The organism is Microbacterium sp. K2, assembly GCF_051365005.1.
Lineage (GTDB): Bacteria > Actinomycetota > Actinomycetes > Actinomycetales > Microbacteriaceae > Microbacterium > Microbacterium foliorum_B.
The window spans coordinates 277,473-298,271 of sequence record NZ_JBLWII010000006.1; the positions used below are offsets into that span (position 1 = coordinate 277,473).

Genomic DNA, 20,799 nt, shown 5'->3' on the forward strand with positions numbered 1-20,799 from the left:
GTCAGTTGGCTCCCGAGAACTCGGCGCGGCGCGAGACGATCCAGCGGGCCAAGAAGTTGACCGCGAAGGTGACGATGAAGAGGATCAGACCCGCCGCGATGAGCGTGTTGACGCCCTCGTCGTGAGCCTCGGGGAACCGCAGCGCGATGATCGCGGGGATCGTCGTGGGGTTCTCCGGGTTGATCAGGTTGAACGTGACGATGCCGAGAGGCGAGAGCACGAGTGTCACTGCCATGGTCTCGCCGAGCGCGCGGCCGAGGCCGAGCATGGCGCCCGACACCATTCCGCTGCGTGCGAAGGGGAGCACGGCCATCCGGACCATCTCCCAGCGGGTCGCACCGAGCGCGAGTGCCGCCTCCTCGTGGAGCTTCGGCGTCTGCAGGAACACCTCACGGCAGATGGCGGTCATGATCGGCAGGATCATCACGGCGAGCACGAGGGATGCCGTGAGGATGGTCTTTCCGGTGCCCGACGGGGTGCCGCTGAACAGCGGGATGAACCCGAGGTTGTCGTTGAGCCACTTGTAGAAGGGCACGAGCATCGGTGCGAACGTGAGTGCGCCCCAGAGACCGAAGACGACCGAGGGCACGGCCGCCAGCAGGTCGATGATGTAGCCGAGGAAGCCGGCGAGGCGGCGCGGGGCGTAGTGCGAGATGAAGAGTGCGATGCCGATCGCGATCGGAGCGGCGATCACGAGTGCGATGAAGCTCGACCACAGCGTTCCGAAGACGAAGGGCCACACCCAGGAGAGGAACGACTGTCCCTCGAGGATGTGGTTGTTCGAGGTGTCGGACGACAGAGCGGGGAGCGCCTGCACGATGAGGAAGACCGCCACCGCGGCGAGGGTGACGAGGATGATGATTCCCGCCGCCAGCGCGGTGCCGGAGAAGATGAGGTCACCCCGTCGGCGTGGGGCGGTGCGCGTCCCGGGGGAACGGGTGGTATCGGGACCCGTTGAGGTTGTGGTCATCGGAGCGACTCCAGGCTCTGAGGGACTTTCGGGGTTTTCATGCGGGTGCCCCCGCGGTGTCGGTCGAGTCCTACGACCGACACCACGGGGGCGTCGGGACCGGAGCTCAGCGGTGTGCTGAGCCTACGGTCACTCCGTGACGATCGCGTCGATCGCCGTGTTGATCTGATCGCGCAGGGCGTCGGAGATCGGCGCGCTGCCTGCGGCCTCTGCGGCGGCGTCCTGGCCCTCGGCCGATGCGACGTACTGGAAGTACGCCTTCACCAGGCCTGCGACCTCGGCGTCGTCGTACTCGACGCAGCCGATGAGGTACGACACGAGTGCGATCGGGTACGAGCCGCCGGGTGCTGCAGCCGGGTCGACGGCGTATGCGAGGTCGTGGTCGGAGCGGCCCTCTTCGAGCGGCGATGCCTCGACGAGCGCTGCTGCGGCCTCGGCGGAGTACGCGACGTACTCGCCCTCGACCTCGACGGCGACCTGGCCCAGGTCACCGGTGCGCGAAGCATCCGCGAAGCCGATGTAGCCCACGCCGTTGGTGATCGCGTCGACGACGCCCGAGGTGCCGTCGCCGGCCTCGCCCGTCTGGAGCGGCCACTCGTCGCTGGCCTCGTAGGTCCACACGTCCGGTGCGACGGCGCTGAGGTACTTCGTGAAGGTCTCCTGCGTGCCCGACGCGTCTGCGCGGTGCACGGCGACGATCGCCTGGTCGGGCAGCTCGACGCCCTCGTTCTGCGATGCGATGGCGGCGTCGTTCCAGTTGGTGATCTGGCCCGCGAAGATCTTGGCGATGGTCTCGCCGTCGAGGTTCAGCTCATCGATGCCCTCGAGGTTGAAGGCGACGGCGACCGGCGAGATGTAGACGGGGATCTCGACGATGTCGTCGGAGGCGCAGGAGCCGAAGCCGCCAGCGGCCAGCTCGTCCGCGTCGAATGCGCGGTCGGAGCCGATGAAGTTCGACGAGCCGGCGATGAAGTTCTCGCGGCCGGTGCCCGAACCCGTCGCGGTGTAGTTCACCGTGGTGTCGGGGTTGGCGGTCTGGAATGCGGCGACCCAGGACTGCTGGGCGGCCTCCTGCGAGGAGGCTCCGGTGGCCTCGATGGTGCCGGAGAGGGTGGACTCGCTCGGTGCGTCGGTGGAGCCGCCGGCTCCGCCTTCATTCGCGGCACAGCCGGCGAGGGCGAGAGCGGCCACGGCGCCGACGGCGCCGATTCGTGCGATTCGGGAGATCTTCACTGTGGATCCTTCGATCTTTGATGTGGTGGGGCCCGGTGCAGGGCACACAGTGACGCTATGTGCGGCGGTTAACGAGACTCTCCCGCTCAGGTGAACGGGAGGTGAACGGCACGCGTCTCTCTGGGGCATGCGAAAGGCCGCATCCGTTGCAGGATGCGGCCTTTCGTCGCTGTCGGCGGCGCGCTAGACCTTGGGGATGTGCGTCTCGATCGCGATGATCCCCGACCCCGGATTGGATGCCGAGAGGTGCACGACCGAGAAGGCCGCAGGTTCCAGGGCGGCGGCGCTGCTGACATACGAGCCGCGCACCGTGCCCGTGGCCAGAGCGATCTCGGTCAGGATTCCCGGAAGCACCGGGCCATGGCTGCACAATACGGCCGGCTTGCCCGAGCGCACGCGGCGACCGACGACCGAGCGCAGATCGTCTTCGCCGTCCTCCCATGCGTCCTGGCTGATCTTCGGCGTGGTGACGCTCTTGCGATCGAGGGCCTTCGCGAGCGGTGTCACGGTCTGCATGCAGCGCACGGCATCGCTCGTGATGATCTTGCGCACGCCGAACGCCCGCAGCGGGCCGACGATCGATTTCGCCTGCTGCACGCCACGATCGGTCAGAGGCCGTTCGGCATCCGGGCCGTCCCAGTCGCCGCGCGAGAGCGCCTTCGCGTGGCGCAGGGCGATGATCGGGAACGTGCGCAGCACGCCGTCGTCGACGAGCTTGGTGAAGAAGTCGAGGATCTCGATGTCGACCGGATAGCTCAGGCGGGCGCGCGCCTTCTTGACGCTGACCCATTCGAGGGCGGCGATCTCGCGATTCGGAACGAACGTCGAGGCGCGGATGGCATCGGACGTGGCCTCGGCCGCCCAGTAGTGCACGACCTTCTGCTTGCTGGAGGGCAGGTGGTAGCGGCTCACGCCGACGGGAACTCCGAGGGAGACGCGGATGCCGGTCTCCTCGTGCACCTCCCGCACTGCGGTCTCGGCGAGCATCTCACCGGGGTCGACCTTGCCCTTGGGGAGCGTGACGTCGCGGTACTTGGTGCGATGGATCAGAAGGATCCGCAGCTTGCCGTCGATGAGTCGCCAGACGACGGCGCCGGCCGCGTAGACGGCCTTGTCCGTCCACTTCGACCGTGTGGCCCTGGTGCTCGAATCGTCGCTCATCGAACCGCCCGTGCGCGACGACGTCGCTGGACCAACCCCATGGTCTTGTCCTGCAGGTCGACCAGCGGCTTGCCGGCGGCATCCGTGGCGTGCCTGGTCCAGACGCCGTCGGCCCCGAGGTGCCACGACGTGGTGCCGGGGTCCATGGCGAGGTCGAAGAAGTCGAGCAGGTCCTTCATGTGACCGGGGTCGGTGACGCGTACCAGCGCCTCGACCCGGCGGTCGAGGTTGCGATGCATCATGTCGGCGCTGCCGATGTACACCTGAGCGTCGCCGTCGTTGTGGAACGCGAAGATGCGCGAGTGCTCGAGGTACCTGCCGAGGATGCTGCGGACCGTGATGTTGTCGCTGATGCCCTCGAGGTCGGTGCGCAGGCTGCAGATCCCGCGCACCCACACGTCGACCTTCACGCCGGCGGCGCTGGCGCGGTACAGGGCGTCGATGACCTCTTCATCGACCATCGAGTTCACCTTGATGCGGATGCCGGCCGGCTTGCCGTTCTCGGCATTGCGGCGCTCGTTGTCGATCTGGCGCACGAGGCCCTTGCGCAGGTGGAGGGGAGCTACGAGAAGGCGCTTGAACTTCTTCTCGATCGCATACCCGCTGAGCTCGTTGAACAGACGGGTGAGGTCCTTGCCGACCTGGGCGTCGGTCGTGAACAGCCCGAAGTCCTCGTAGATGCGGCTGGTCTTCGGGTTGTAGTTGCCCGTGCCGATGTGCGAGTAGTGGCGCAGCACCCCGTCTTCCTCGCGGATGACGAGCGCGAGCTTGCAGTGGGTCTTGAGCCCGACGAGACCGTAGACCACGTGGACGCCCGCCTTCTCGAGCTTGCGCGCCCAGACGATGTTGTTCGCCTCGTCGAAGCGTGCCTTGACCTCGACCAGCGCCAGTACCTGCTTGCCCGCCTCGGCGGCGTCGATCAGCGCCTCGACGATCGGGCTGTCGCCCGAGGTGCGGTAGAGCGTCTGCTTGATCGCGAGCACGTGGGGATCGCGCGCAGCCTGCTCGAGGAACGAGACGACGCTGGTGGTGAACGACTCGTACGGGTGGTGCACCAGCACGTCCGACTTGCGGATCGCCTTGAAGATGTCGGCTCGGGTGTTGCTCCCGGTCGGCTGGAAGGCGACGGCCGTGGTCGGAAGGTGCGGCGGGTAGCGCAGATCGGGGCGATCGATGCGCGACAGATCGAAGAGGCCTCGGAGGTCGAGCGGCCCGGGGAGCCGGTAGATCTCCTGGTCGGTGATCTCGAGCTCGCGCACGAGGAGGTCCATCGTGACCTCGTCCATGTCGTCGGTGATCTCGAGGCGGATCGGCGGGCCGAAACGGCGGCGGAGCAGCTCGGCTTCGAGCGCCTGGATGAGGTTCTCGCTCTCGTCCTCCTCGATCTCGACGTCCTCGTTGCGGGTGAGGCGGAAGGCGTGGTGATCGAGGACCTCCATGCCGGGGAAGAGGTCGCCGAGGTGGTTCGCGATGAGCTCTTCGAGCGTGAGAAATCGCTTGATCTCGCCGGAGCCCGGAACCTCGACGAAGCGGGGCAGCATGGGCGGCACCTTGAGGCGTGCGAACTCCTGACGCCCGGTGCGGGCGTTGCGGATGCGGATGGCGAGGTTCAGGGACAGCCCGGAGATGTACGGGAAGGGGTGCGCGGGGTCGACCGCGAGGGGCATCAGCACGGGGAAGACCTGTGCTCCGAAGTACTCGGAGAGCTTGGAGCGCTCTTCGTCGGTGAGCTCGGACCACTCGGTGATCTCGATGCCCGACTCGGCCAGTGCCGGACGCACGAGCGACTTCCAGGCGTCGGCGTGGCGCAGCTGCAGCGCGTGCGCTTCGCGGGCGATGTCGGCGAGTGCGTCGGCGGGGGAGCGGCCGATGTTGGTGGGCACCGCCAGGCCGGTCACGATACGGCGCTTGAGTCCGGCGACGCGCACCATGAAGAACTCGTCGAGGTTGCTCGCGAAGATGGCGAGGAAGTTCGCACGCTCGAGTTCGGGGAGCGACGGATCCTCCGCGAGTTCGAGCACGCGCTGGTTGAAGGCGAGCCAGCTCAGCTCGCGATCGTGGTAGCGGTGGTCGGGGAGGAGCGCGTCGTGGGACTCGATGGCATCGAAGTCGTCATCTTCAGCGTCACCGAGACCTGCGTCGGCGAGTGCGGGATCGATCATGGGGTACATCTAAGCACCGTGAGGTGACGCGTGCGTGAACTGACGTCGAGTGCGTCACCGCGATGCGGCGACCGTCTCCTCGTCGTAGACGTTGAATCGGTACCCGACGTTGCGGACCGTGCCGATGATCTGCTCCTGGTCGCCCAGCTTCGCCCGCAGGCGTCGCACGTGCACGTCGACGGTTCTCGTGCCGCCGAAGTAGTCGTAGCCCCACACCTCGCTGAGCAGCTGCTCGCGGGTGAAGACCCGCGAAGGGTGCGTGGCGAGGAAGTGCAGCAGCTGGAACTCCTTGTACGTGAGGTCCAACGGGCGCCCTCTGAGTTTCGCCGAGTAGGACTGCTCGTCGATCGTGACTCCGGAAGCCTGCACACGGGTCGGCTCTGCGACCTCGTCGCGGCGAGCGAGGGCGAGTCGCACGCGAGCGTCGGTCTCGGCCGGGCCGGCGGTGGCGAGAAGCACGTCGTCGATGCCCCAGTCTCCGGACAGTGCGCTCATCCCGCCCTCCGTGACGACGAGCAGCAGCGGCGCATCCTGGCCGGTGGCTCGCAGCAGGCGACAGAGAGACTTCGCACCGACGAGATCGAGACGCCCGTCGACGATCACGATGTCGTACTCGGGGGCGCTCACGAGTTGGGCGGGCTCGGCCGGGATCTGGCGCACTCGATGGCTGAGAAGCTCGAGTGCGGGCAGGACCTGCTCCGAGACCGGAGCATTGGTCAACACCAGGACCTGGGCCACACGCACTCCTTCCGGGCGGCGGGGTACGCCGTGCCGCAATGATACCGGGCGCCGATGGGTCACAATGGTGTCATGACGGATCCAGCGCTCGCACCGCGTAATGCCTTCGTCGGCGTGCTCATCGTCTGGGCGGTCGCGTTCGTCGCCTCCATCGGCGTGGGCATCTTCGTCGCCGAGGAGTGGCGAGTGCCGTGGCTGCTCGTCGTGTTCGGTGCGATCGTGCTCCTCTCCTTCGCCGTGCAGCTGCAATACGGGCGCACTCAGGGCTTCATCTTCCGAGTCGGCGCCAGCACGATCGGCGCGCTGCTGCTGATGGGCGTGATCTCGGTTGGCTTCGGTCTCGCCGCTCTCGTCACATGAATCGCGAACGAGACACTAGGCGCGCGGGAGGGTAAAGTGGAGGCCATGGACCTCGTGGCGCTCGAACTCTTCTTCATCGGACTCCTGGGCCTCGCGAGCCTCGCGATCGTCTTCGTGTCGGTCGTCGTGCTGCGGAACCTCTTCCGCGGCCAGCGCTGAGCATCGTGCTCGAGCTGCCCACAGACCTCCCCGCCGACCTCGCGCCGCTCTCGTGGCTGATCGGCGTCTGGGAAGGCACCGGCGTCATCGACTATCCGGTCGGCGACGATCGGCTGCAGGGCGAGTTCACCCACCGTGTGAGCTTCAGCCATGACGGTGGTCCCTTCCTGAACTACTCCGCCACCGCGATCCTCGCGGGTGAAGACGGCGCGGTGTCGATCCCGCTCGTCGCGGAGACCGGTTTCTGGCGCCTCTCCCGCCCGGCATCCGACGCCGATGCCGGCCCCGCACTGCTGCCGCCGCGCGCCGAGCCCGTCGTTCGCGGCGTCGACGACGTCGAAGCCCTCCGCGCTCCCTCGGGCGGGTTCCCGATCGAGGTCTCGATCGCCCACGCCGACGGCATGCTCGAGCTCTACCTGGGCGAGATCAACGGCCCTCGCATCGACATCGCGTCCGACGCCATCGTGCGCGGAGCCGGGGCCAAGGAGTACGGCGCGGCCACGCGGATGTACGGCCTGGTCGACAATCACCTTCTCTGGGCCTGGGACATCGCTGCCCTCGGAACACCGATGCGGTCGCACGCCTCCGCCCGACTCGCGAAGGTCTGACATGACCGGATTCACCGACATCCCCGGCGCCGTGATCGGCGAGCACGGGATCGCGCACTTCGGCGACGCCTTCCGCGAGCAGCGTCGCCTCGCAGACGGCGCGGCCCTGGTTCCGCTCGACGACCGGACGGTCATCGAAGTCGCGGGTCCCGAAAGGCTGGGTTGGCTGGATTCGATCACATCCCAGGCCGTCGGGCGACTCGCTGCCGGTGAGAGCACGGAACTGCTCGTGCTCGATCCTCAGGGACGCGTGGAGCATGCGGCAGGGGTCGTCGACGACGGCTCGTCGACGTGGCTGATCGCCGACACCGACGACGCGGACGCCCTCGCGACCTGGCTGACGCGCATGAAGTTCCGCACCCAGGCGACCGTGACCGTGCGTCCCGATCTGGCGCTGCTCGGCTTCGTCGACGGCGGCGCTGCGGCTGCGCACGCGACTGCTGCCGCATCCGCGCCGGCAGGTGCTCCGCTCGTCTGGGCGGATCCCTGGCAGCGGGTGAGCGCGGGTGGGCATCAGTATGCCGAGGTCTCCGACCACCCGGGGGCTGAGCTCGCCTGGCGGGTGGCGATCGCAACGACCGATGCCGCTGATGCGCTCGCCGCGACTCTGTCGTCCGAACAGGTGGCGGGGCTTCTCGCCGCCGAGGCGCTGCGTGTCGCGGCCTGGCGTCCGCGGTGGTCGGCCGAGGTCGACGAACGCTCGCTTCCTCACGAATCCGACTGGATCCGCACGGCGGTGCACCTGAACAAGGGGTGCTACCGCGGCCAGGAGACGGTGGCCAAGGTGCACAACCTCGGACACCCGCCGCGCAGACTGGCCGCTCTGCACCTCGACGGCAGCGAGGCGGTGCTGCCCGCCGTCGGCGACGCGGTCTTCGCTGGCGACGATGAGGTGGGGCACATCACCTCGGTCGCCAGACACCATGAAGAGGGCCCGATCGCGCTCGCGATCCTGTCTCGTCGCACGCCGGTGGGCGATCTGATCGTGCGCGCAGAGGGTGCGGACATCGCCGCGACCCAGCAGGTCATCGTGCCGGCGGATGCGGGCGCCATGGCCGACATCCCTCGTCTGACCCGTCTCTCCCGCCGCCCCAGTGCCCCGGATCCCCGTCAGGCGGGCTGAGTCCGGCGACGAGCGCGCGTTCGTCAGGGGAGCGGAGCCACGGCATCCCACGGGAGCGTGAGCTCGCCCAGCCGCCACCGGCTCTTGCCGCCCAGCACGGACCACCCCTGGTCGCGCAGCGCGGCGACCGAGGCGAGGAATCGCTGGGTCGCTCCGAACGTCGACAGCGACGCCGCACGATCCCACTCGCGGTCGAGATCGACGAGCAGTGAGTGGATCCGCTCGCCAGGCACATTGCGGTGGATCAGCACCTTCGGCAGCCGTTCCGCGACGATGCTCGGATGCTCGAGGTCGGCGAGCCGCAGCGAGATCGTGAACCGCAGCGGCGTTCCCGCCGGGTCAACATCCACCCAGCTCGACACGCGCCCGATCTCGTCGCAGGTGCCCTCGACCAGCAGCCCGTGAGCAGACAGCCGAGTCGCCATGGTGCGCCAGGCGCCCGCGACGTCGCCCTCGTCGTACTGCCGCAGCACGTTCATCGCCCGGATCACCGCCGGCCGGCGTCCCGCCGGCAGTGGCACCTCGAACCCGCCGCGGGCGAACGACACCCTGAGGTCGGGGGAGAACGGGGTGCGCGCCGCCTGCACCTCGGCCAGCTGCTGATTCGCGGTGGCGACTCTCTCCGGGTCGATCTCGAGGCCACGCACCTCGGCATCCGCGCGCACGCGCTGCAGCCGGGTCGCGAGCTCGAGAGTCGTCACGCCGCTGGCTCCGTAACCGAGGTCGATCACCAGCGGATCCTCGGCTCGGCGGAAAGCGGGACTCGCGGCGATCCATCGATCATTGCGGCGCAGCCGGTTCGTCCCGGTGGTGCCGCGGGTCGGCCGACCGAGAGGAGATGACGCCATGCGTCAATCCTCGCAGGGCACAGGCGTGGACGCGTCGAGCTGCGCCGATAAACTGACGTCATGACTTCGAAGCGCACCCTCATCCTGCTCCGTCACGGCCGGAGCGAGTGGAACGAACTGAACCTCTTCACCGGCTGGGTGGACGTCCGCCTGAACGAGCAAGGCAAGAAGGAGGCCCAGCGCGGCGGCGAGCTGCTGGCAGAGGCCGGCATCCTCCCCGACGTGCTGCACACCTCACTGCTCAGCCGCGCGATCCAGACCGCGAACATCGCACTCGATGCGGCCGACCGCCTGTGGATCCCCGTCACGCGCTCGTGGCGCCTCAACGAGCGCCACTACGGCGCTCTGCAGGGCAAGGACAAGGCGCAGACCCTCGAGGAGTTCGGCCCCGAGCAGTTCCAGCTGTGGCGTCGTTCGTTCGACGTGCCGCCGCCCCTGCTCGACGACGAGAGCGAGTTCAGCCAGGTCGGCGACGTGCGCTACGCCGACATCGACGGCGAGGTGCCCCGCACCGAGTCGCTGAAACTCGTCATCGACCGCCTGCTGCCCTACTGGGACGACGCGATCGTGCCCGACCTCGAGGCCGGTAAGACGGTTCTCGTCACCGCGCACGGCAACTCGCTGCGCGGCCTCGTGAAGCACCTCGAGGGCATCAGCGACGACGACATCGCCGAGCTCAACATCCCCACCGGCATCCCGCTGGTCTACGAGCTCGACGAGAACAACGTCCCCACCGGCCCCGGCCGCTACCTCGACCCCGAGGCCGCCGCCGCCGGTGCCGCAGCCGTGGCTGCGCAGGGCAAGAAGTAGCAGAAGTCGAAGAAGGGGGCGGATGCTGTCAGCATCCGCCCCCTTCTTCTGTGTCGTGACGCCTCAGGCGTGACCGAACTCGCGCTGCTGTTCGGCTGCGAGGGGGATGTCCTCTTCTTCGACGCGCCAGTCACCGGTCGCGAGGTACACGACCTTCTTGGCTACGGCGACCGCGTGGTCGGCGAAGCGCTCGTGGTAGCGGCTGGCGAGCGTGGCGTCGACCGTCGCGGTCGCCTCGCCCTTCCAGTTATCGCTGAGCACCTTCTCGAACACGCTGGCGTGCAGCTCGTCGATGTCGTCGTCGGTGTTGCGGATGGTGTCGGCCAGGCGCAGGTCCTGGGTGCGCAGCAGCTCGGAGAGAGTGCGTGAGATCTCGACGTCGAGCTCGCCCATCTTGGTGAACGTGCCCTTGAGACCCTTCGGGATCGCGCGCTCGGGGAAGCGGAGGCGAGCGAGCTGGGCGATGTGCTCGGACATGTCGCCCATGCGCTCGAGCGACGCGCTGACGCGCAGAGCGATCACCACGATACGCAGATCTCGAGCGACGGGCTGCTGACGGGCGAGGATCTCGATGGCCTGCTCGTCGAGCTTGACGGCCAGCTCGTCGATCTTCGCGTCGTCGGCGATGACCTCTTCGGCGAGCTCGACGTCGCTGGTGGCGAACGCACGCGTCGCCTTGTCGATCGAGACCGTGACGAGGTCGGCGATCTCCACGAGACGGGACTGCAGGTCCTCGAGGGACTGGTGGAAGACTTCGCGCATGTGGGCGCAACCTTTCATTCGGGTCTCGACTGTGGTGACAGCGCGAGACGGCTGGGTCGTCCGCGCGGGAGGAGAGGTCCGCGCTCCCGCACAGGCCCGAAAGCGATTGTCTGCTTCGAAGGTTAACGAACGGTGCCCAGCACGTGAATAGTACTTCTCGCGTTGTCGCCAGCGCAGGAGAACCCGCCGATCCGGCGGTGAACGCACTCTACGCTGGGGTTATGACCTTGCCGCAGATCGCGCTGCTCGCGTTGGCCGTCGGCCTCGTGATCGGCATCGGCCTCTCGCTCCTGATCGTCTGGGCATATCGCGCCAGGGCCCGAGTCGCCGATGAGACGTCACTCGCGGTTCCGGCCGGCGTCACCGCGGTGCTGGGCAGCATGGACGACGCTGCCTGCGTGGTCGATTCGTCGGGCCTCGTACTCGCCGTCTCCAAGGCGGCCACGCGATTCGGCATCGAAGTAGGGGCGCCGCTCGAGAACCCGGAGCTGCGTCAGCTCGTGCGGGGAGGACGCAATGAGGGGAGCTCGGCGACCGAGTCCCTGCGCATCACCCGCGGCGGGCTCAGCCTCGACCCGCGACTGGTGTCGGCTCGTGCGAGCGCGATCAGCCCGCGCATGACCCTGCTGATCATCCGCGATGTCACCGAGCAGGAGCGTCTCGACCAGATGCGCCGAGATTTCGTGGCCAACACCAGCCACGAGCTCAAGACCCCCGTCGGGGCGGTCACGCTGCTGGCGGAGGCCATCGAGTCCGCGGCAGACGACCCTGCGCAGGTGCGCCACTTCGCCGCCCGGATCTCGGCCGAGGCCACTCGCCTCGGGCAGCTGACCGGCCGCATCATGAGCCTGTCGAGACTTCAGACCGACGATGCGCTGTCGGACGTGCGGCCCGTCTCGATCGACGAGGTGCTGGCGACCGCCCTCGAGGCACATGTGGTGCAGGCCGACTCGGCTGGGGTCGAGCTCGCTCGCGGCGGCGACCGGGGAGTCTGGGTGCGCGGCGACTCGCAGATCCTGATCGAGGCGTTCGGCAACCTCATCGCCAACGCGATCGTGTACTCCCCGAAAGGATCCCGCGTCGGCATCGGGGTGAAAGCAGACGACGGTGTCGTCGAGGTCGCGGTGTCAGACCAGGGCATCGGCATCGCGGAGGCGGATCGGGAGCGGATCTTCGAGCGCTTCTACCGCGCAGACGAGGCGAGGTCACGCCGCACCGGCGGAACCGGACTCGGACTCTCGATCGTCAAGCACGCCACGCAGCGTCACGGGGGAGAGGTGCGCCTGTGGTCGCGCCCCGGACGAGGCTCCACCTTCACCATCAGGCTTCCCACGATCGATGCTCCCCCGAGCATCGACAGGGACAAGAAGAACAAGAAGAAGCGCGAGCGCAAGGCGGCGAAGGCCGCAGCTCGCGTCCGAAACGGAGAGAACGCATGACCCGCATCCTTCTGGTCGAAGACGAGCCCGACCTCGCCGACCCGCTCGCCTACCTGCTGCGCCGAGAGGGGTACGAGGTCGAGATCGCCGAGGACGGCCCGGGAGCGCTGACCGCCTTCCGCGAGCGCGGCGCCGACGTCGTGCTCCTCGATCTGATGCTGCCGGGGATGCCGGGCACCGAGGTGTGCCGGCAGATCCGCTCGACCTCCGCCGTGCCGATCATCATGGTCACTGCCAAGGACTCCGAGGTGGACATCGTCGTCGGGCTCGAGCTCGGCGCTGACGACTACGTCACCAAGCCGTACTCGTCGCGTGAGCTGCTGGCGCGGATGCGCGCGGTGCTGCGCCGGGTGGTGCAGGCCGACAGCGAGCTCGACGAGCGAGTGCTCGACGGCGGACGCGTCTCCCTCGACATCGACCGCCACACGGTCTCGGTCGCCGGTCAGCAGATCAACATGCCGCTGAAGGAGTTCGAGCTGCTCGAGGTGCTCATGCGCAACTCGGGTCGCGTGCTCACACGCGGGCAGCTCATCGACCGGGTGTGGGGCAGCGACTACTTCGGCGACACCAAGACGCTCGACGTGCACATCAAGCGCATCCGCTCCCGGATCGAGGAGAACCCGGGCGAGCCCGTGATGCTCGTCACCGTCCGTGGCCTCGGCTACCGCTTCGAGGGCTGAACGCGAGCGCGTCTGGAACCACACAGAAGAGGCCGTCACCCCGGGGGTGACGGCCTCTTCTTCAGCGTGTGCGCCGGATCACTCCGAGGGAGCGGGGGCGGCCGTGTCGGACGGGACCGGCTCCGGCGTGGGGGTCGACTCCTCGGGCTCGGCTTCGGCCTCGGGCACCAGATCGGCGTAGTAGGGCAGCGAGCCGTCGAGCACCGGGATCTCGGTCTTGGTGCCGGCGCCGTCGCCCGACTGGAAGTGGATCTCGATCGTGGCACCGGGCATCGTGTCGAGGCGGTCGATGCGCAGCGGCTCCTCGCCCTCAGTGCCGAAGCTCACGGTCTTGCCCGCGGGGACCGAGACCGTGAAGGGCTTGTCGATGCCCGCGACCGTCATCGTGAGAGTCGCCTTCTCGGTGGTCGGATTCACGACGGCGGCGACGAAGTTGCCGACCGAGCCGTCTTCGTTCGCGACGATGAACGCGTTGCGCACGTCGAGCGGGCCGTCCGAGTCCGAGACGTTCACGCCGTCGGAGGCCGAGTACTCGATCTGCGTCGACTGCGGCGAGATGAACGTGCAGCCCGTCGCGCCGAGAAGAACGAGGGCGCTGATGGCGGCAGACGCAACAAGGCGCGATTTCACGGGTCCTCCTGAGGTCCGACGGGATATCCGCATCCCATTCTATGCGCATGCGGGGTGCCGCCTGAGGACGTGGGGGCGCGAACCTTAGCGCATTCCCCCTGTGGTATCCTTGAGGTTGCCGAAAGGACAAGTTTTTATGCTTTTTGAGGTTGGCGAAACTGTCGTCTATCCGCACCATGGCGCTGCGACCATCATCGAGGTCAAGGAGCGCATCATCAAGGGTGAGGCGAAGAAATACCTGAAGCTCAACGTCACCCAGGGGGACCTCATCATCGAGGTGCCCGCTGAGAACGTCGATCTCGTCGGGGTCCGCGATGTCATCGGCCGAGAGGGCCTCGACGCTGTGTTCGAGGTGCTTCGCGCGCCGTTCACCGAAGAGCCGACCAACTGGTCGCGTCGTTACAAGGCGAACCTCGAGAAGCTCGCCTCGGGCGATGTCATCAAGGTGAGCGAGGTCGTCCGCGACCTGTGGCGCCGCGACCAGGACCGCGGGCTGTCTGCGGGTGAGAAGCGGATGCTGGCCAAGGCGCGTCAGATCCTCATCTCCGAGCTCGCACTCGCTGAGAAGACCGACGAGGACAAGGCGAGCGCACTGCTCGACGAGGTCCTCGCGTCCTGAGTGGACTGAGAGAAGGCGGATGCTTCGGCATCCGCCTTTTTTCGTGCGCGCCGGTAACGTGAACCTGGTGAGCATGCTTCCCGTTCCTGACACCGCGATCATCGTCGTCGCCGCCGGCTCCGGCACCCGACTCGATGCCGGAGCGCCCAAGGCGTTCGTCGGCATCGACACGCATTCGATCCTGCGCCATGCGCTCGACGGCGTCTTCGCCGCGGCCCCTGCCCAGGTGATCATCGTCGCACCGGCGGGCTACGAGGGCGACGCCGAGACGGAGCTCCGCGCGGCCGCCGGGGACCGCATCGATCTCGGCAGGGTCGTGACGGGCGGCGACACGCGTCAGGAGTCCGTCGCCGCCGGTCTCGACGCGCTCTGGGGCGATGTCACGCGAGTTCTCGTGCACGACGCGGCGCGTGCGCTGACGCCCCCCGAGATCATCGATGCGGTGGCCGCGGCCACCGACGACGAGAGCGGTGTGATTCCGACGCTCCCGGTCGTCGACACGCTCAAGCGGGTCGACGGCGATGCGGTCATCGCGCCGGTCGATCGCTCCGAGCTCGCCGCCGCGCAGACTCCTCAGGGGTTCCCGCGCGCTCTGCTCGAGGCTGCATACGACGCGGCGACGGCCTCCGGCATCGAGTACACCGACGATGCGGCGCTGTTCGCAGCCGCCGGGCATCTCGTGCGACAGATCGCCGGCTCGCCTCGCGGATTCAAGATCACCACGCCGGCCGACCTCGAGCGCGCCCGGCACCTGCTGGCGGACGTGCAGACGCCGGTGGCCACGCCGGCCCCCGCGCCGCACTCGACGTGGACCGGCCCCAGAGTCGGGCTCGGCACAGACGTGCATGCGTTCGGCGGAGACGGCAACCTGTGGCTGGCCGGCATCGAGTGGCCCGGGGAGCGAGCGCTCTCGGGTCATTCCGATGGAGACGCCGTGGCCCACGCGATGGTGGACGCCCTGCTGGGCGCCGCGGGACTCGGCGACATCGGCGAGCACTTCGGTACCGCGCACCCCGAGTATGCCGGAGCACACGCCGAGGTCTTCCTCGCCCGCACCCGCGAGATTCTCGCCGAAGCGGGCTTCGCGATCGGCAACGTGTCGGTGCAGTTCCAGGGAAATCGACCGCGCTTCAGCGGCCGCCGCGCAGAGGCTGAGCGGGTGCTGTCCGCAGCGCTCGGAGGCGTGCCGGTTTCGGTCACGGCCACCACCACCGACGGCTTGGGCTTTCCCGGCCGCGGTGAGGGCATCGCGGTGACGGCGGTCGCCATGGTGCACCTCGCCTGACCCGCAGCCGTCGGGAATGCGTCGGCATCCGCCGTCGTTGTCGGACATCGTCGTGCGGTGCTCGCACGCGGAGAAGGAGACGTCATGCGGATTCTCGTCATCGGTGCTGGCGGTCAGGTGGGACGAACCGCCGTCGACGCGCTGCACGGTCATGAGATCATCGCCGCGTCGCGCAGCAGCGAGCCCTCGATGGACGTCACCGACCCGGCGTCGATCGAACGTCTGTTCGCGACGGTCGGCCAGGTCGATGCCGTGATCGTCGCGGTGGGAGAGGTTCCGTTCCGGCCGCTCGACGGGCTGAGCCGTGGCGATTACGAATCCGCTTTCCGAGGCAAAGTGCTCTCGCAGCTCGATGTCGTCCGCATCGGCACGCCCTTCGTGCGCGACGGCGGTTCGATCACGCTGACCTCCGGCATCCTCGCGCGTGAGCCCATCGCCACCGGCGCCGCCGCGTCGTTCGCCAACGGTGCCGTCGAATCCTTCGTGCTCGCGGCGGCCACCGAGCTGCCCCGCGGCATCCGCATCAACGCCGTGAGCCCGTCGGTGCTCGAAGACGCGCCGTCGTATCACTCGTCGTTCCCCGGCTTCGTGCCCGTGTCGTCGCACCGCGTCGGGCAGGCGTATGCGAAGAGCGTGCTCGGGGTGCAGACCGGTCAGGTGTTCCGGGTCGACTGAGGGGTGGCGAGGCCGGTGGAGGGGCCCGGGGCCACACCCAGTGAACGCGATCGGCGGCCCGGTAGGCTTGTGCGGTGACTCTCCGCCTCTACGACACCCGCGCACAGCAACTGCGCGACTTCGTGCCTCTCGATCCCGAGAACATCACGATGTATGTCTGCGGACCCACTGTGCAGTCCGGCCCTCACATCGGGCACGTCCGCGCAGCACTGAGCTTCGATCTGCTTCGCCGCTGGCTGACGCACCGGTACGGCCGGGTCACCTTCGTGCGCAACGTCACCGACATCGAAGACAAGGTGCTCGCGAACGCGACCGACACCGAGCCGTGGTGGGCGCTGGCCTACCGCATGGAGCAGGAGTTCACGGCGGCGTACGCCGGCATCGGAATCCTGCCGCCGACCTACGAGCCGCGCGCGACCGCATACGTTCCGCAGATGCAGGAGATGATCCAGACGCTGCTGGAACGCGGCCACGCGTACCCCGCGCCTGACGGCTCCGGCGATGTCTACTTCGACGTGCGCTCGTGGCCGGACTACGGATCGCTGACGAACCAGTCGGTCGACGCCATGGAGGCGGCGGAGGACGCCGACCCCCGGGGCAAGCGCAACCCTCAGGACTTCGCGCTCTGGAAGGGCACCAAGCCCGACGAGCAGGCGGATGCCACGTGGCAGTCGCCCTGGGGCGCAGGCCGCCCGGGGTGGCACATCGAGTGCTCGGCGATGTCGAAGCGCTACCTCGGCCCTGAATTCGACATCCATGGCGGTGGCCTCGACCTGCGCTTCCCGCATCATGAGAACGAGCTCGCGCAGTCGACCGCTGCCGGTGACGGCTTCGCGCGGTACTGGGTGCACAACGGTCTCGTGACGGTGGGCGGGCAGAAGATGTCGAAGTCCCTCGGCAACTTCACCCTCGCGCGTGAGGTGCTCGCCGAGCACGACCCGCTCGTGGTCCGCTACGCCCTCGCTGCCGCGCACTACCGTTCGAGCCTCGACCTCTCCGAGTCGTCGTGGACCGAGGCAGAGGCGGCGCTCGGGCGCATCCGCACGTTCGTCGAGCGTGCCCTGCGCATGCTGCCGAAGGCCTTCGGCTGGGCAGACAAGACACCGCTTCCCGCCGCGTTCGCGGCGGCGATGGACGACGACCTCGGCATACCGCAGGCGCTCGGAGTCGTGCACGACACCGTGCGTGCAGGGAACGCGGCGCTCGACACAGGTGACACCGAGAGCGCGATGACGGCCTAGAGTGAGGTGCTCGCGATGCTCGAGGTGCTCGGATTCGATGTCATCGGTGCGGCGTCGCGCGGCGATGCCGCGGCATCCGCTCTCGACGCGCTCGTGCAGACGATGATCGCCCAGCGCGCGCAGGCGCGCGCGGACAAGGACTGGGCGGCGGCCGATCGCATCCGTGATGCGATCGCCGCCGCAGGAATCACGCTGGAGGATTCTCCGGCCGGAACTCATTGGAGTATCGATGGCTAAGCCACAGCGCCCCGGCGCAAGCAACGGCAAGAAGAAGGGCCCCACCAAGGGCACCGGCGGACTCGGACGCAAGTCTCTCGAGGGCCGCGGACCGACCCCCAAGGCCGAGGATCGCGCCTGGCACCCCGCAGGCAAGCGCAAAGCCGCAGCCGAGCGCTATGCGGCCTCAGGCGGAAAGGGCAAGCCGGGGCAGGGACAGCGTCAGACCGCCGGCGGCAACCCGAACCGCTCTGCGCGCGCCAAGGACAACACCACCGACGTCGAGGTCGTCACCGGCCGCAACTCGGTGCTCGAGGCCCTGCGTGCGAAGATCCCCGCGTCGGCGTTCTACATCGCGCAGCGCGTCGAGATGGACGACCGCGTGAAAGAGATGCTGTCGCTCGCCACCAACCGTGGCATCCCCGTGCTCGAGGTCACGCGTCAGGAGCTCGACCGCATGGCCGGGTACGACGGCGTGCACCAGGGCGTCGCCGTCAAGGTGCCGCCGTACGAGTACGCCCACCCGCAGGACCTGCTCGAGGCTGTCATCGCCAAGGGCGAGGTGCCGCTGTTCGTCGCCCTCGACGGCATCACCGACCCGCGCAACCTCGGCGCGATCATCCGCTCGACCGGAGCCTTCGGCGGTCACGGCATCATCCTGCCGCAGCGTCGCTCGGCCGGCGTGAACTCCGCGGCGTGGAAGACCAGCGCCGGCGCGGCCGCTCGCGTTCCCGTGGCACTCGCGACGAACCTCACCACGCAGCTCAAGGAGTTCAAGAAGCAGGGTGTGTTCGTGCTCGGCCTCGACGGCGACGGCGACGTGCTGCTGCCCGAGCTGCAGCTGGCCGACCGCCCCGTCGTGATCGTCACCGGCTCCGAGGGCAAGGGGCTGTCTCGTCTGGTCGCCGAGACCTGCGATCAGATCGTCTCGATCCCGATCTCGGCCGTGACCGAATCGCTCAACGCCGGCATCGCGACCTCGGTCGCGCTCTACCAGGTGTCGACCATCCGCAACGCGAAGAAGTAAGGGAGCAGCTCATGGCTCGCATCGTCGTGCTCGGAGGAACCGGCTACGTCGGCCGCCACATCGTCTCGGAGGCGGTGAGCCGCGGGCATGAGGTCGTCTCGGTGTCGCGCTCGGAGCCGTCGAACCCCGTGCCGGGTGCGCAGAACGTGCAGGGGTCGGTGCTCGACCTCGCGAGCCTCGGCGACGTCTTCGACGGTGCCGACGCGGTCGTGTCATCGCTGTCGCCTCGCGGTGACATGGAGAACTCGGTGCTCGATGCCCTCGGCGGCGTCGTCGATGTGCTGAGCGGCACGCCGACCCGCATCGGCGTGGTCGGAGGCGCGGGCGGAAGCCTCATCGCTCCCGGGGGACCCCGGCTGTTCGATCAGGGATTCCCCGAGGAGTACAAGCACGAGGCGCAGGTCGGCATCGACTCGCTCGCACTGCTGGAGAAGACCGACGACTCGCTCGACTGGTTCTTCGTGCACCCGGCCGAGGTCTTCGGCCCCTGGGCTGAGGGAGAGCGCACCGGTCACTACCGCGATGGCGGCGACGTGATCGTGCGCGATGCCGAGGGCAAGTCGTACATCTCGGGTGCCGACTTCGCGGTCGCCGTGGTCGATGAGATCGAGCAGGGCAACCACCACCGCGAGCGCTTCACCGTCGGGTACTGAGGCCCCGTCTCCTTCCGCTGAGCGAAGGAGCGAAGTCAGACCAGGTCGCGCCAGTCGACCTCGTCGTCGTCGGCGACCGGATGCGTGCCTGTGATGACGGGCAGGCTCATGGTCTCGGTGGGTGGACCCATGATGGTCGCCTCGTCACGGCGGTGCCGCAGCACCTCGTTGATGTAGCTCGTCAGCACCTCGGCGAGCGGCACCGAGCGGCCCTGCGCCTGTGACAGGTACCACCGGTGCTCGAGCACCTGGTGGAAGACCTCAGCGGGCTCGAGCTTGGCGCGCAGCTCCCAGGGAATCGCGCGCACGACGGGCTCGAACACTCGGGTGAGCCATTCGTGCGCGTACATCTCCTCGTCGGCCCACTGCTTGGTGGAGCGAGCGCGGAACTCATCGAGGTCGTTGAGCAGCCGCCGAGCCTGGTTCTCTTCGACATCGAGTCCGGTGAGACGGATGAGGCGGCGCTGGTGGTGTCCGGCATCCACCACCTTGGGCTGGATCTCGACGACCGTGCCGTCCGAGGTGGTCGACATCGACATCTCATCGATGTCGAAGCCGAGGGCGTTGAGACGCTCGACGCGCTCGGTGATGCGCCAGGTCTCTGCGGAGGCGAACGATTCCTGTGCCGTCAGTTCGGCCCACAGCGAGCGGTACGACGAGACGATGCCGTCGGCGATGGCGACCGCGTCGACGCCGTGCTCCAGTCGCCCGCCGGCGGCGAGATCCATGATCTCGCCGGCGATGTTGGTGCGGGCGAGGTCGAGGTCGTAGGCGCGCTGGCCGTCGGTCAGCCCCTCCTCGTGCAGCTCACCGGTCTCGGCATCGACGAGGTAGGCCGCGTAGGCTCCTGCGTCCCGGCGGAAGAGTGTGTTCGACAGCGACACGTCGCCCCAATAGAAGCCGACGTTGTGCAGGCGCACGAGCAGCACGGCCAAGGCGTCGACGAGACGCGTGGCGGTGTCGGGGCGCAGCACGCGGGTGAACAGCGCACGGTAGGGCATGGAGAACCGCAGGTGCGACGTGACGAGGGCGGCAGCGAGCGGCTCGCCGTCGGCATCCGAGCGCCCGGCGATCACCGCGACGCGATCGACGCAGGGCACGTCGAGTCTGGCGAGGTTGCCGAGCATCTCGTACTCGCGCTTCGCCATCTCATCGGTCGTCTCCTTGACGGCGACGACCTTTCCTGACAGATCTGCGAACCGCACCAGATGCCGCGAGAGTCCCTTGGGGAGCGACACGATCAGCTCGGACGGCCACTTGGCGAGCGGTGTCGACCAGGGCAGCGCAAGGAGACCCGGATCGATCGAGCTCGCGGTGATCCGCAGCGCATCCTGCATGTCTCTCCAGTCGGTGGGGGTGGAAAAGAAGACGCGGCGCGGGCGACCGAAGTCAGCCCGCGC

20 protein-coding genes and 1 pseudogene are annotated in these 20,799 nt (G+C 68.3%); 12 read left to right on the forward strand and 9 right to left on the reverse strand.

Translation table 11 applies throughout. From position 1 onward, the window contains the following. Window position 1: 1 nt before the first annotated feature. The 5 genes from pstC to ACLKOY_RS16430 all read right to left on the reverse strand — a co-directional run bounded on the left by pstC (window position 2) and on the right by ACLKOY_RS16430 (window position 6,264). Window positions 2–970, reverse strand: a complete 969-nt coding sequence (pstC, locus tag ACLKOY_RS16410; protein ID WP_436454583.1) for a phosphate ABC transporter permease subunit PstC — start codon at window positions 968–970, stop codon at window positions 2–4. A 129-nt stretch (window positions 971–1,099) separates the two neighbouring features. Beyond that, entirely contained in the window at window positions 1,100–2,203 is a 1,104-nt protein-coding gene (locus ACLKOY_RS16415) for a phosphate ABC transporter substrate-binding protein PstS (RefSeq protein ID WP_436454584.1), read from the reverse strand. A 183-nt stretch (window positions 2,204–2,386) separates the two neighbouring features. Next, on the reverse strand, window positions 2,387–3,364 hold the full coding sequence (locus ACLKOY_RS16420; RefSeq protein WP_436454585.1) for an NUDIX hydrolase: 978 nt from the start codon (window positions 3,362–3,364) through the stop codon (window positions 2,387–2,389). Next, complete coding sequence (locus ACLKOY_RS16425; RefSeq protein WP_436454586.1) at window positions 3,361–5,526, reverse strand: RNA degradosome polyphosphate kinase; 2,166 nt, start codon at window positions 5,524–5,526, stop codon at window positions 3,361–3,363. The genes ACLKOY_RS16420 and ACLKOY_RS16425 overlap by 4 nt, the downstream gene beginning before the upstream one ends. A 54-nt stretch (window positions 5,527–5,580) precedes the next feature. Then, window positions 5,581–6,264 (reverse strand): winged helix-turn-helix transcriptional regulator, encoded by a 684-nt coding sequence (locus ACLKOY_RS16430; RefSeq protein ID WP_042539745.1) that lies wholly within the window; start codon window positions 6,262–6,264, stop codon window positions 5,581–5,583. Window positions 6,265–6,336: 72 nt separating this feature from the next. Between ACLKOY_RS16430 and ACLKOY_RS16435 the strand changes: the two genes are divergently transcribed. The 3 genes from ACLKOY_RS16435 to ygfZ all read left to right on the forward strand — a co-directional run bounded on the left by ACLKOY_RS16435 (window position 6,337) and on the right by ygfZ (window position 8,514). Then, window positions 6,337–6,624, forward strand: a complete 288-nt coding sequence (locus ACLKOY_RS16435; RefSeq protein ID WP_042539747.1) for a hypothetical protein — start codon at window positions 6,337–6,339, stop codon at window positions 6,622–6,624. A 164-nt stretch (window positions 6,625–6,788) separates the two neighbouring features. Further along, complete coding sequence (locus ACLKOY_RS16440) at window positions 6,789–7,391, forward strand: FABP family protein (RefSeq protein ID WP_363574973.1); 603 nt, start codon at window positions 6,789–6,791, stop codon at window positions 7,389–7,391. Window position 7,392: 1 nt separating this feature from the next. After that, entirely contained in the window at window positions 7,393–8,514 is a 1,122-nt protein-coding gene (gene ygfZ, locus ACLKOY_RS16445; RefSeq protein WP_436454588.1) for a CAF17-like 4Fe-4S cluster assembly/insertion protein YgfZ, read from the forward strand. 23 nt (window positions 8,515–8,537) lie between these two features. Here the strand turns inward: ygfZ and ACLKOY_RS16450 are convergent, their stop codons facing one another. Next, window positions 8,538–9,362, reverse strand: a complete 825-nt coding sequence (locus ACLKOY_RS16450) for a class I SAM-dependent methyltransferase (protein ID WP_436454589.1) — start codon at window positions 9,360–9,362, stop codon at window positions 8,538–8,540. A 60-nt stretch (window positions 9,363–9,422) separates the two neighbouring features. Between ACLKOY_RS16450 and ACLKOY_RS16455 the strand changes: the two genes are divergently transcribed. Then, window positions 9,423–10,172 carry a phosphoglyceromutase gene (locus ACLKOY_RS16455; protein ID WP_436454590.1) on the forward strand — a complete coding sequence of 250 codons (750 nt, stop codon included), beginning with the start codon at window positions 9,423–9,425 and terminating at the stop codon, window positions 10,170–10,172. Window positions 10,173–10,235: 63 nt separating this feature from the next. On the opposite strand, the gene phoU is transcribed toward ACLKOY_RS16455, so the two are convergent. After that, entirely contained in the window at window positions 10,236–10,934 is a 699-nt protein-coding gene (phoU, locus tag ACLKOY_RS16460; protein WP_042539758.1) for a phosphate signaling complex protein PhoU, read from the reverse strand. A gap of 221 nt (window positions 10,935–11,155) precedes the next feature. On the opposite strand from phoU, the gene ACLKOY_RS16465 reads away from it, so the two are divergent. After that, window positions 11,156–12,373: a sensor histidine kinase gene (locus ACLKOY_RS16465; protein ID WP_436454591.1), complete on the forward strand. Its 1,218-nt coding sequence runs from the start codon at window positions 11,156–11,158 to the stop codon at window positions 12,371–12,373. Then, window positions 12,370–13,053: a response regulator transcription factor gene (locus ACLKOY_RS16470; protein WP_060926595.1), complete on the forward strand. Its 684-nt coding sequence runs from the start codon at window positions 12,370–12,372 to the stop codon at window positions 13,051–13,053. The genes ACLKOY_RS16465 and ACLKOY_RS16470 overlap by 4 nt, the downstream gene beginning before the upstream one ends. A 78-nt stretch (window positions 13,054–13,131) precedes the next feature. Here the strand turns inward: ACLKOY_RS16470 and ACLKOY_RS16475 are convergent, their stop codons facing one another. Beyond that, window positions 13,132–13,683, reverse strand: coding sequence for a DNA modification methylase (locus ACLKOY_RS16475; protein ID WP_436454592.1), 552 nt, complete (start codon window positions 13,681–13,683; stop codon window positions 13,132–13,134). 136 nt (window positions 13,684–13,819) lie between these two features. On the opposite strand from ACLKOY_RS16475, the gene ACLKOY_RS16480 reads away from it, so the two are divergent. The 6 genes and pseudogenes from ACLKOY_RS16480 to ACLKOY_RS16505 all read left to right on the forward strand — a co-directional run bounded on the left by ACLKOY_RS16480 (window position 13,820) and on the right by ACLKOY_RS16505 (window position 19,399). After that, complete coding sequence (locus tag ACLKOY_RS16480; RefSeq protein ID WP_042539766.1) at window positions 13,820–14,302, forward strand: CarD family transcriptional regulator; 483 nt, start codon at window positions 13,820–13,822, stop codon at window positions 14,300–14,302. Window positions 14,303–14,375: 73 nt separating this feature from the next. Beyond that, window positions 14,376–15,587, forward strand: a complete 1,212-nt coding sequence (gene ispD, locus ACLKOY_RS16485; RefSeq protein WP_436454599.1) for a 2-C-methyl-D-erythritol 4-phosphate cytidylyltransferase — start codon at window positions 14,376–14,378, stop codon at window positions 15,585–15,587. Between the two features lie 84 nt (window positions 15,588–15,671). Beyond that, window positions 15,672–16,262, forward strand: a complete 591-nt coding sequence (locus ACLKOY_RS16490) for a short chain dehydrogenase (protein WP_436454593.1) — start codon at window positions 15,672–15,674, stop codon at window positions 16,260–16,262. A gap of 74 nt (window positions 16,263–16,336) precedes the next feature. After that, window positions 16,337–17,740, forward strand: a pseudogene (gene cysS / locus ACLKOY_RS16495) (cysteine--tRNA ligase). Further along, window positions 17,733–18,746: a 23S rRNA (guanosine(2251)-2'-O)-methyltransferase RlmB gene (gene rlmB / locus ACLKOY_RS16500; RefSeq protein WP_363574991.1), complete on the forward strand. Its 1,014-nt coding sequence runs from the start codon at window positions 17,733–17,735 to the stop codon at window positions 18,744–18,746. The pseudogene cysS and the gene rlmB overlap by 8 nt, the downstream one beginning before the upstream one ends. Before the next feature lie 11 nt (window positions 18,747–18,757). Next, complete coding sequence (locus ACLKOY_RS16505) at window positions 18,758–19,399, forward strand: NAD(P)-dependent oxidoreductase (RefSeq protein ID WP_436454594.1); 642 nt, start codon at window positions 18,758–18,760, stop codon at window positions 19,397–19,399. Window positions 19,400–19,434: 35 nt separating this feature from the next. On the opposite strand, the gene ACLKOY_RS16510 is transcribed toward ACLKOY_RS16505, so the two are convergent. After that, window positions 19,435–20,736 carry a DUF4032 domain-containing protein gene (locus ACLKOY_RS16510; RefSeq protein ID WP_436454600.1) on the reverse strand — a complete coding sequence of 434 codons (1,302 nt, stop codon included), beginning with the start codon at window positions 20,734–20,736 and terminating at the stop codon, window positions 19,435–19,437. Window positions 20,737–20,799 lie beyond the last annotated feature (63 nt).

Coding starts and splice junctions, on each gene's coding strand:
- ACLKOY_RS16420 (WP_436454585.1), bottom strand. CDS start 3,364: ATGAGCGACGATTCGAGCACCAGGGCCACACGGTCGAAGTGGACGGAC.
- ACLKOY_RS16510 (WP_436454600.1), bottom strand. CDS start 20,736: ATGCAGGATGCGCTGCGGATCACCGCGAGCTCGATCGATCCGGGTCTC.
- ACLKOY_RS16480 (WP_042539766.1), top strand. CDS start 13,820: ATGCTTTTTGAGGTTGGCGAAACTGTCGTCTATCCGCACCATGGCGCT.
- ACLKOY_RS16470 (WP_060926595.1), top strand. CDS start 12,370: ATGACCCGCATCCTTCTGGTCGAAGACGAGCCCGACCTCGCCGACCCG.
- rlmB (WP_363574991.1), top strand. CDS start 17,733: ATGGCTAAGCCACAGCGCCCCGGCGCAAGCAACGGCAAGAAGAAGGGC.
- pstC (WP_436454583.1), bottom strand. CDS start 970: ATGACCACAACCTCAACGGGTCCCGATACCACCCGTTCCCCCGGGACG.
- ACLKOY_RS16455 (WP_436454590.1), top strand. CDS start 9,423: ATGACTTCGAAGCGCACCCTCATCCTGCTCCGTCACGGCCGGAGCGAG.
- ispD (WP_436454599.1), top strand. CDS start 14,376: ATGCTTCCCGTTCCTGACACCGCGATCATCGTCGTCGCCGCCGGCTCC.
- ACLKOY_RS16435 (WP_042539747.1), top strand. CDS start 6,337: ATGACGGATCCAGCGCTCGCACCGCGTAATGCCTTCGTCGGCGTGCTC.
- ACLKOY_RS16465 (WP_436454591.1), top strand. CDS start 11,156: ATGACCTTGCCGCAGATCGCGCTGCTCGCGTTGGCCGTCGGCCTCGTG.
- ACLKOY_RS16505 (WP_436454594.1), top strand. CDS start 18,758: ATGGCTCGCATCGTCGTGCTCGGAGGAACCGGCTACGTCGGCCGCCAC.
- ygfZ (WP_436454588.1), top strand. CDS start 7,393: ATGACCGGATTCACCGACATCCCCGGCGCCGTGATCGGCGAGCACGGG.
- ACLKOY_RS16490 (WP_436454593.1), top strand. CDS start 15,672: ATGCGGATTCTCGTCATCGGTGCTGGCGGTCAGGTGGGACGAACCGCC.
- ACLKOY_RS16450 (WP_436454589.1), bottom strand. CDS start 9,362: ATGGCGTCATCTCCTCTCGGTCGGCCGACCCGCGGCACCACCGGGACG.
- ACLKOY_RS16425 (WP_436454586.1), bottom strand. CDS start 5,526: ATGATCGATCCCGCACTCGCCGACGCAGGTCTCGGTGACGCTGAAGAT.
- phoU (WP_042539758.1), bottom strand. CDS start 10,934: ATGCGCGAAGTCTTCCACCAGTCCCTCGAGGACCTGCAGTCCCGTCTC.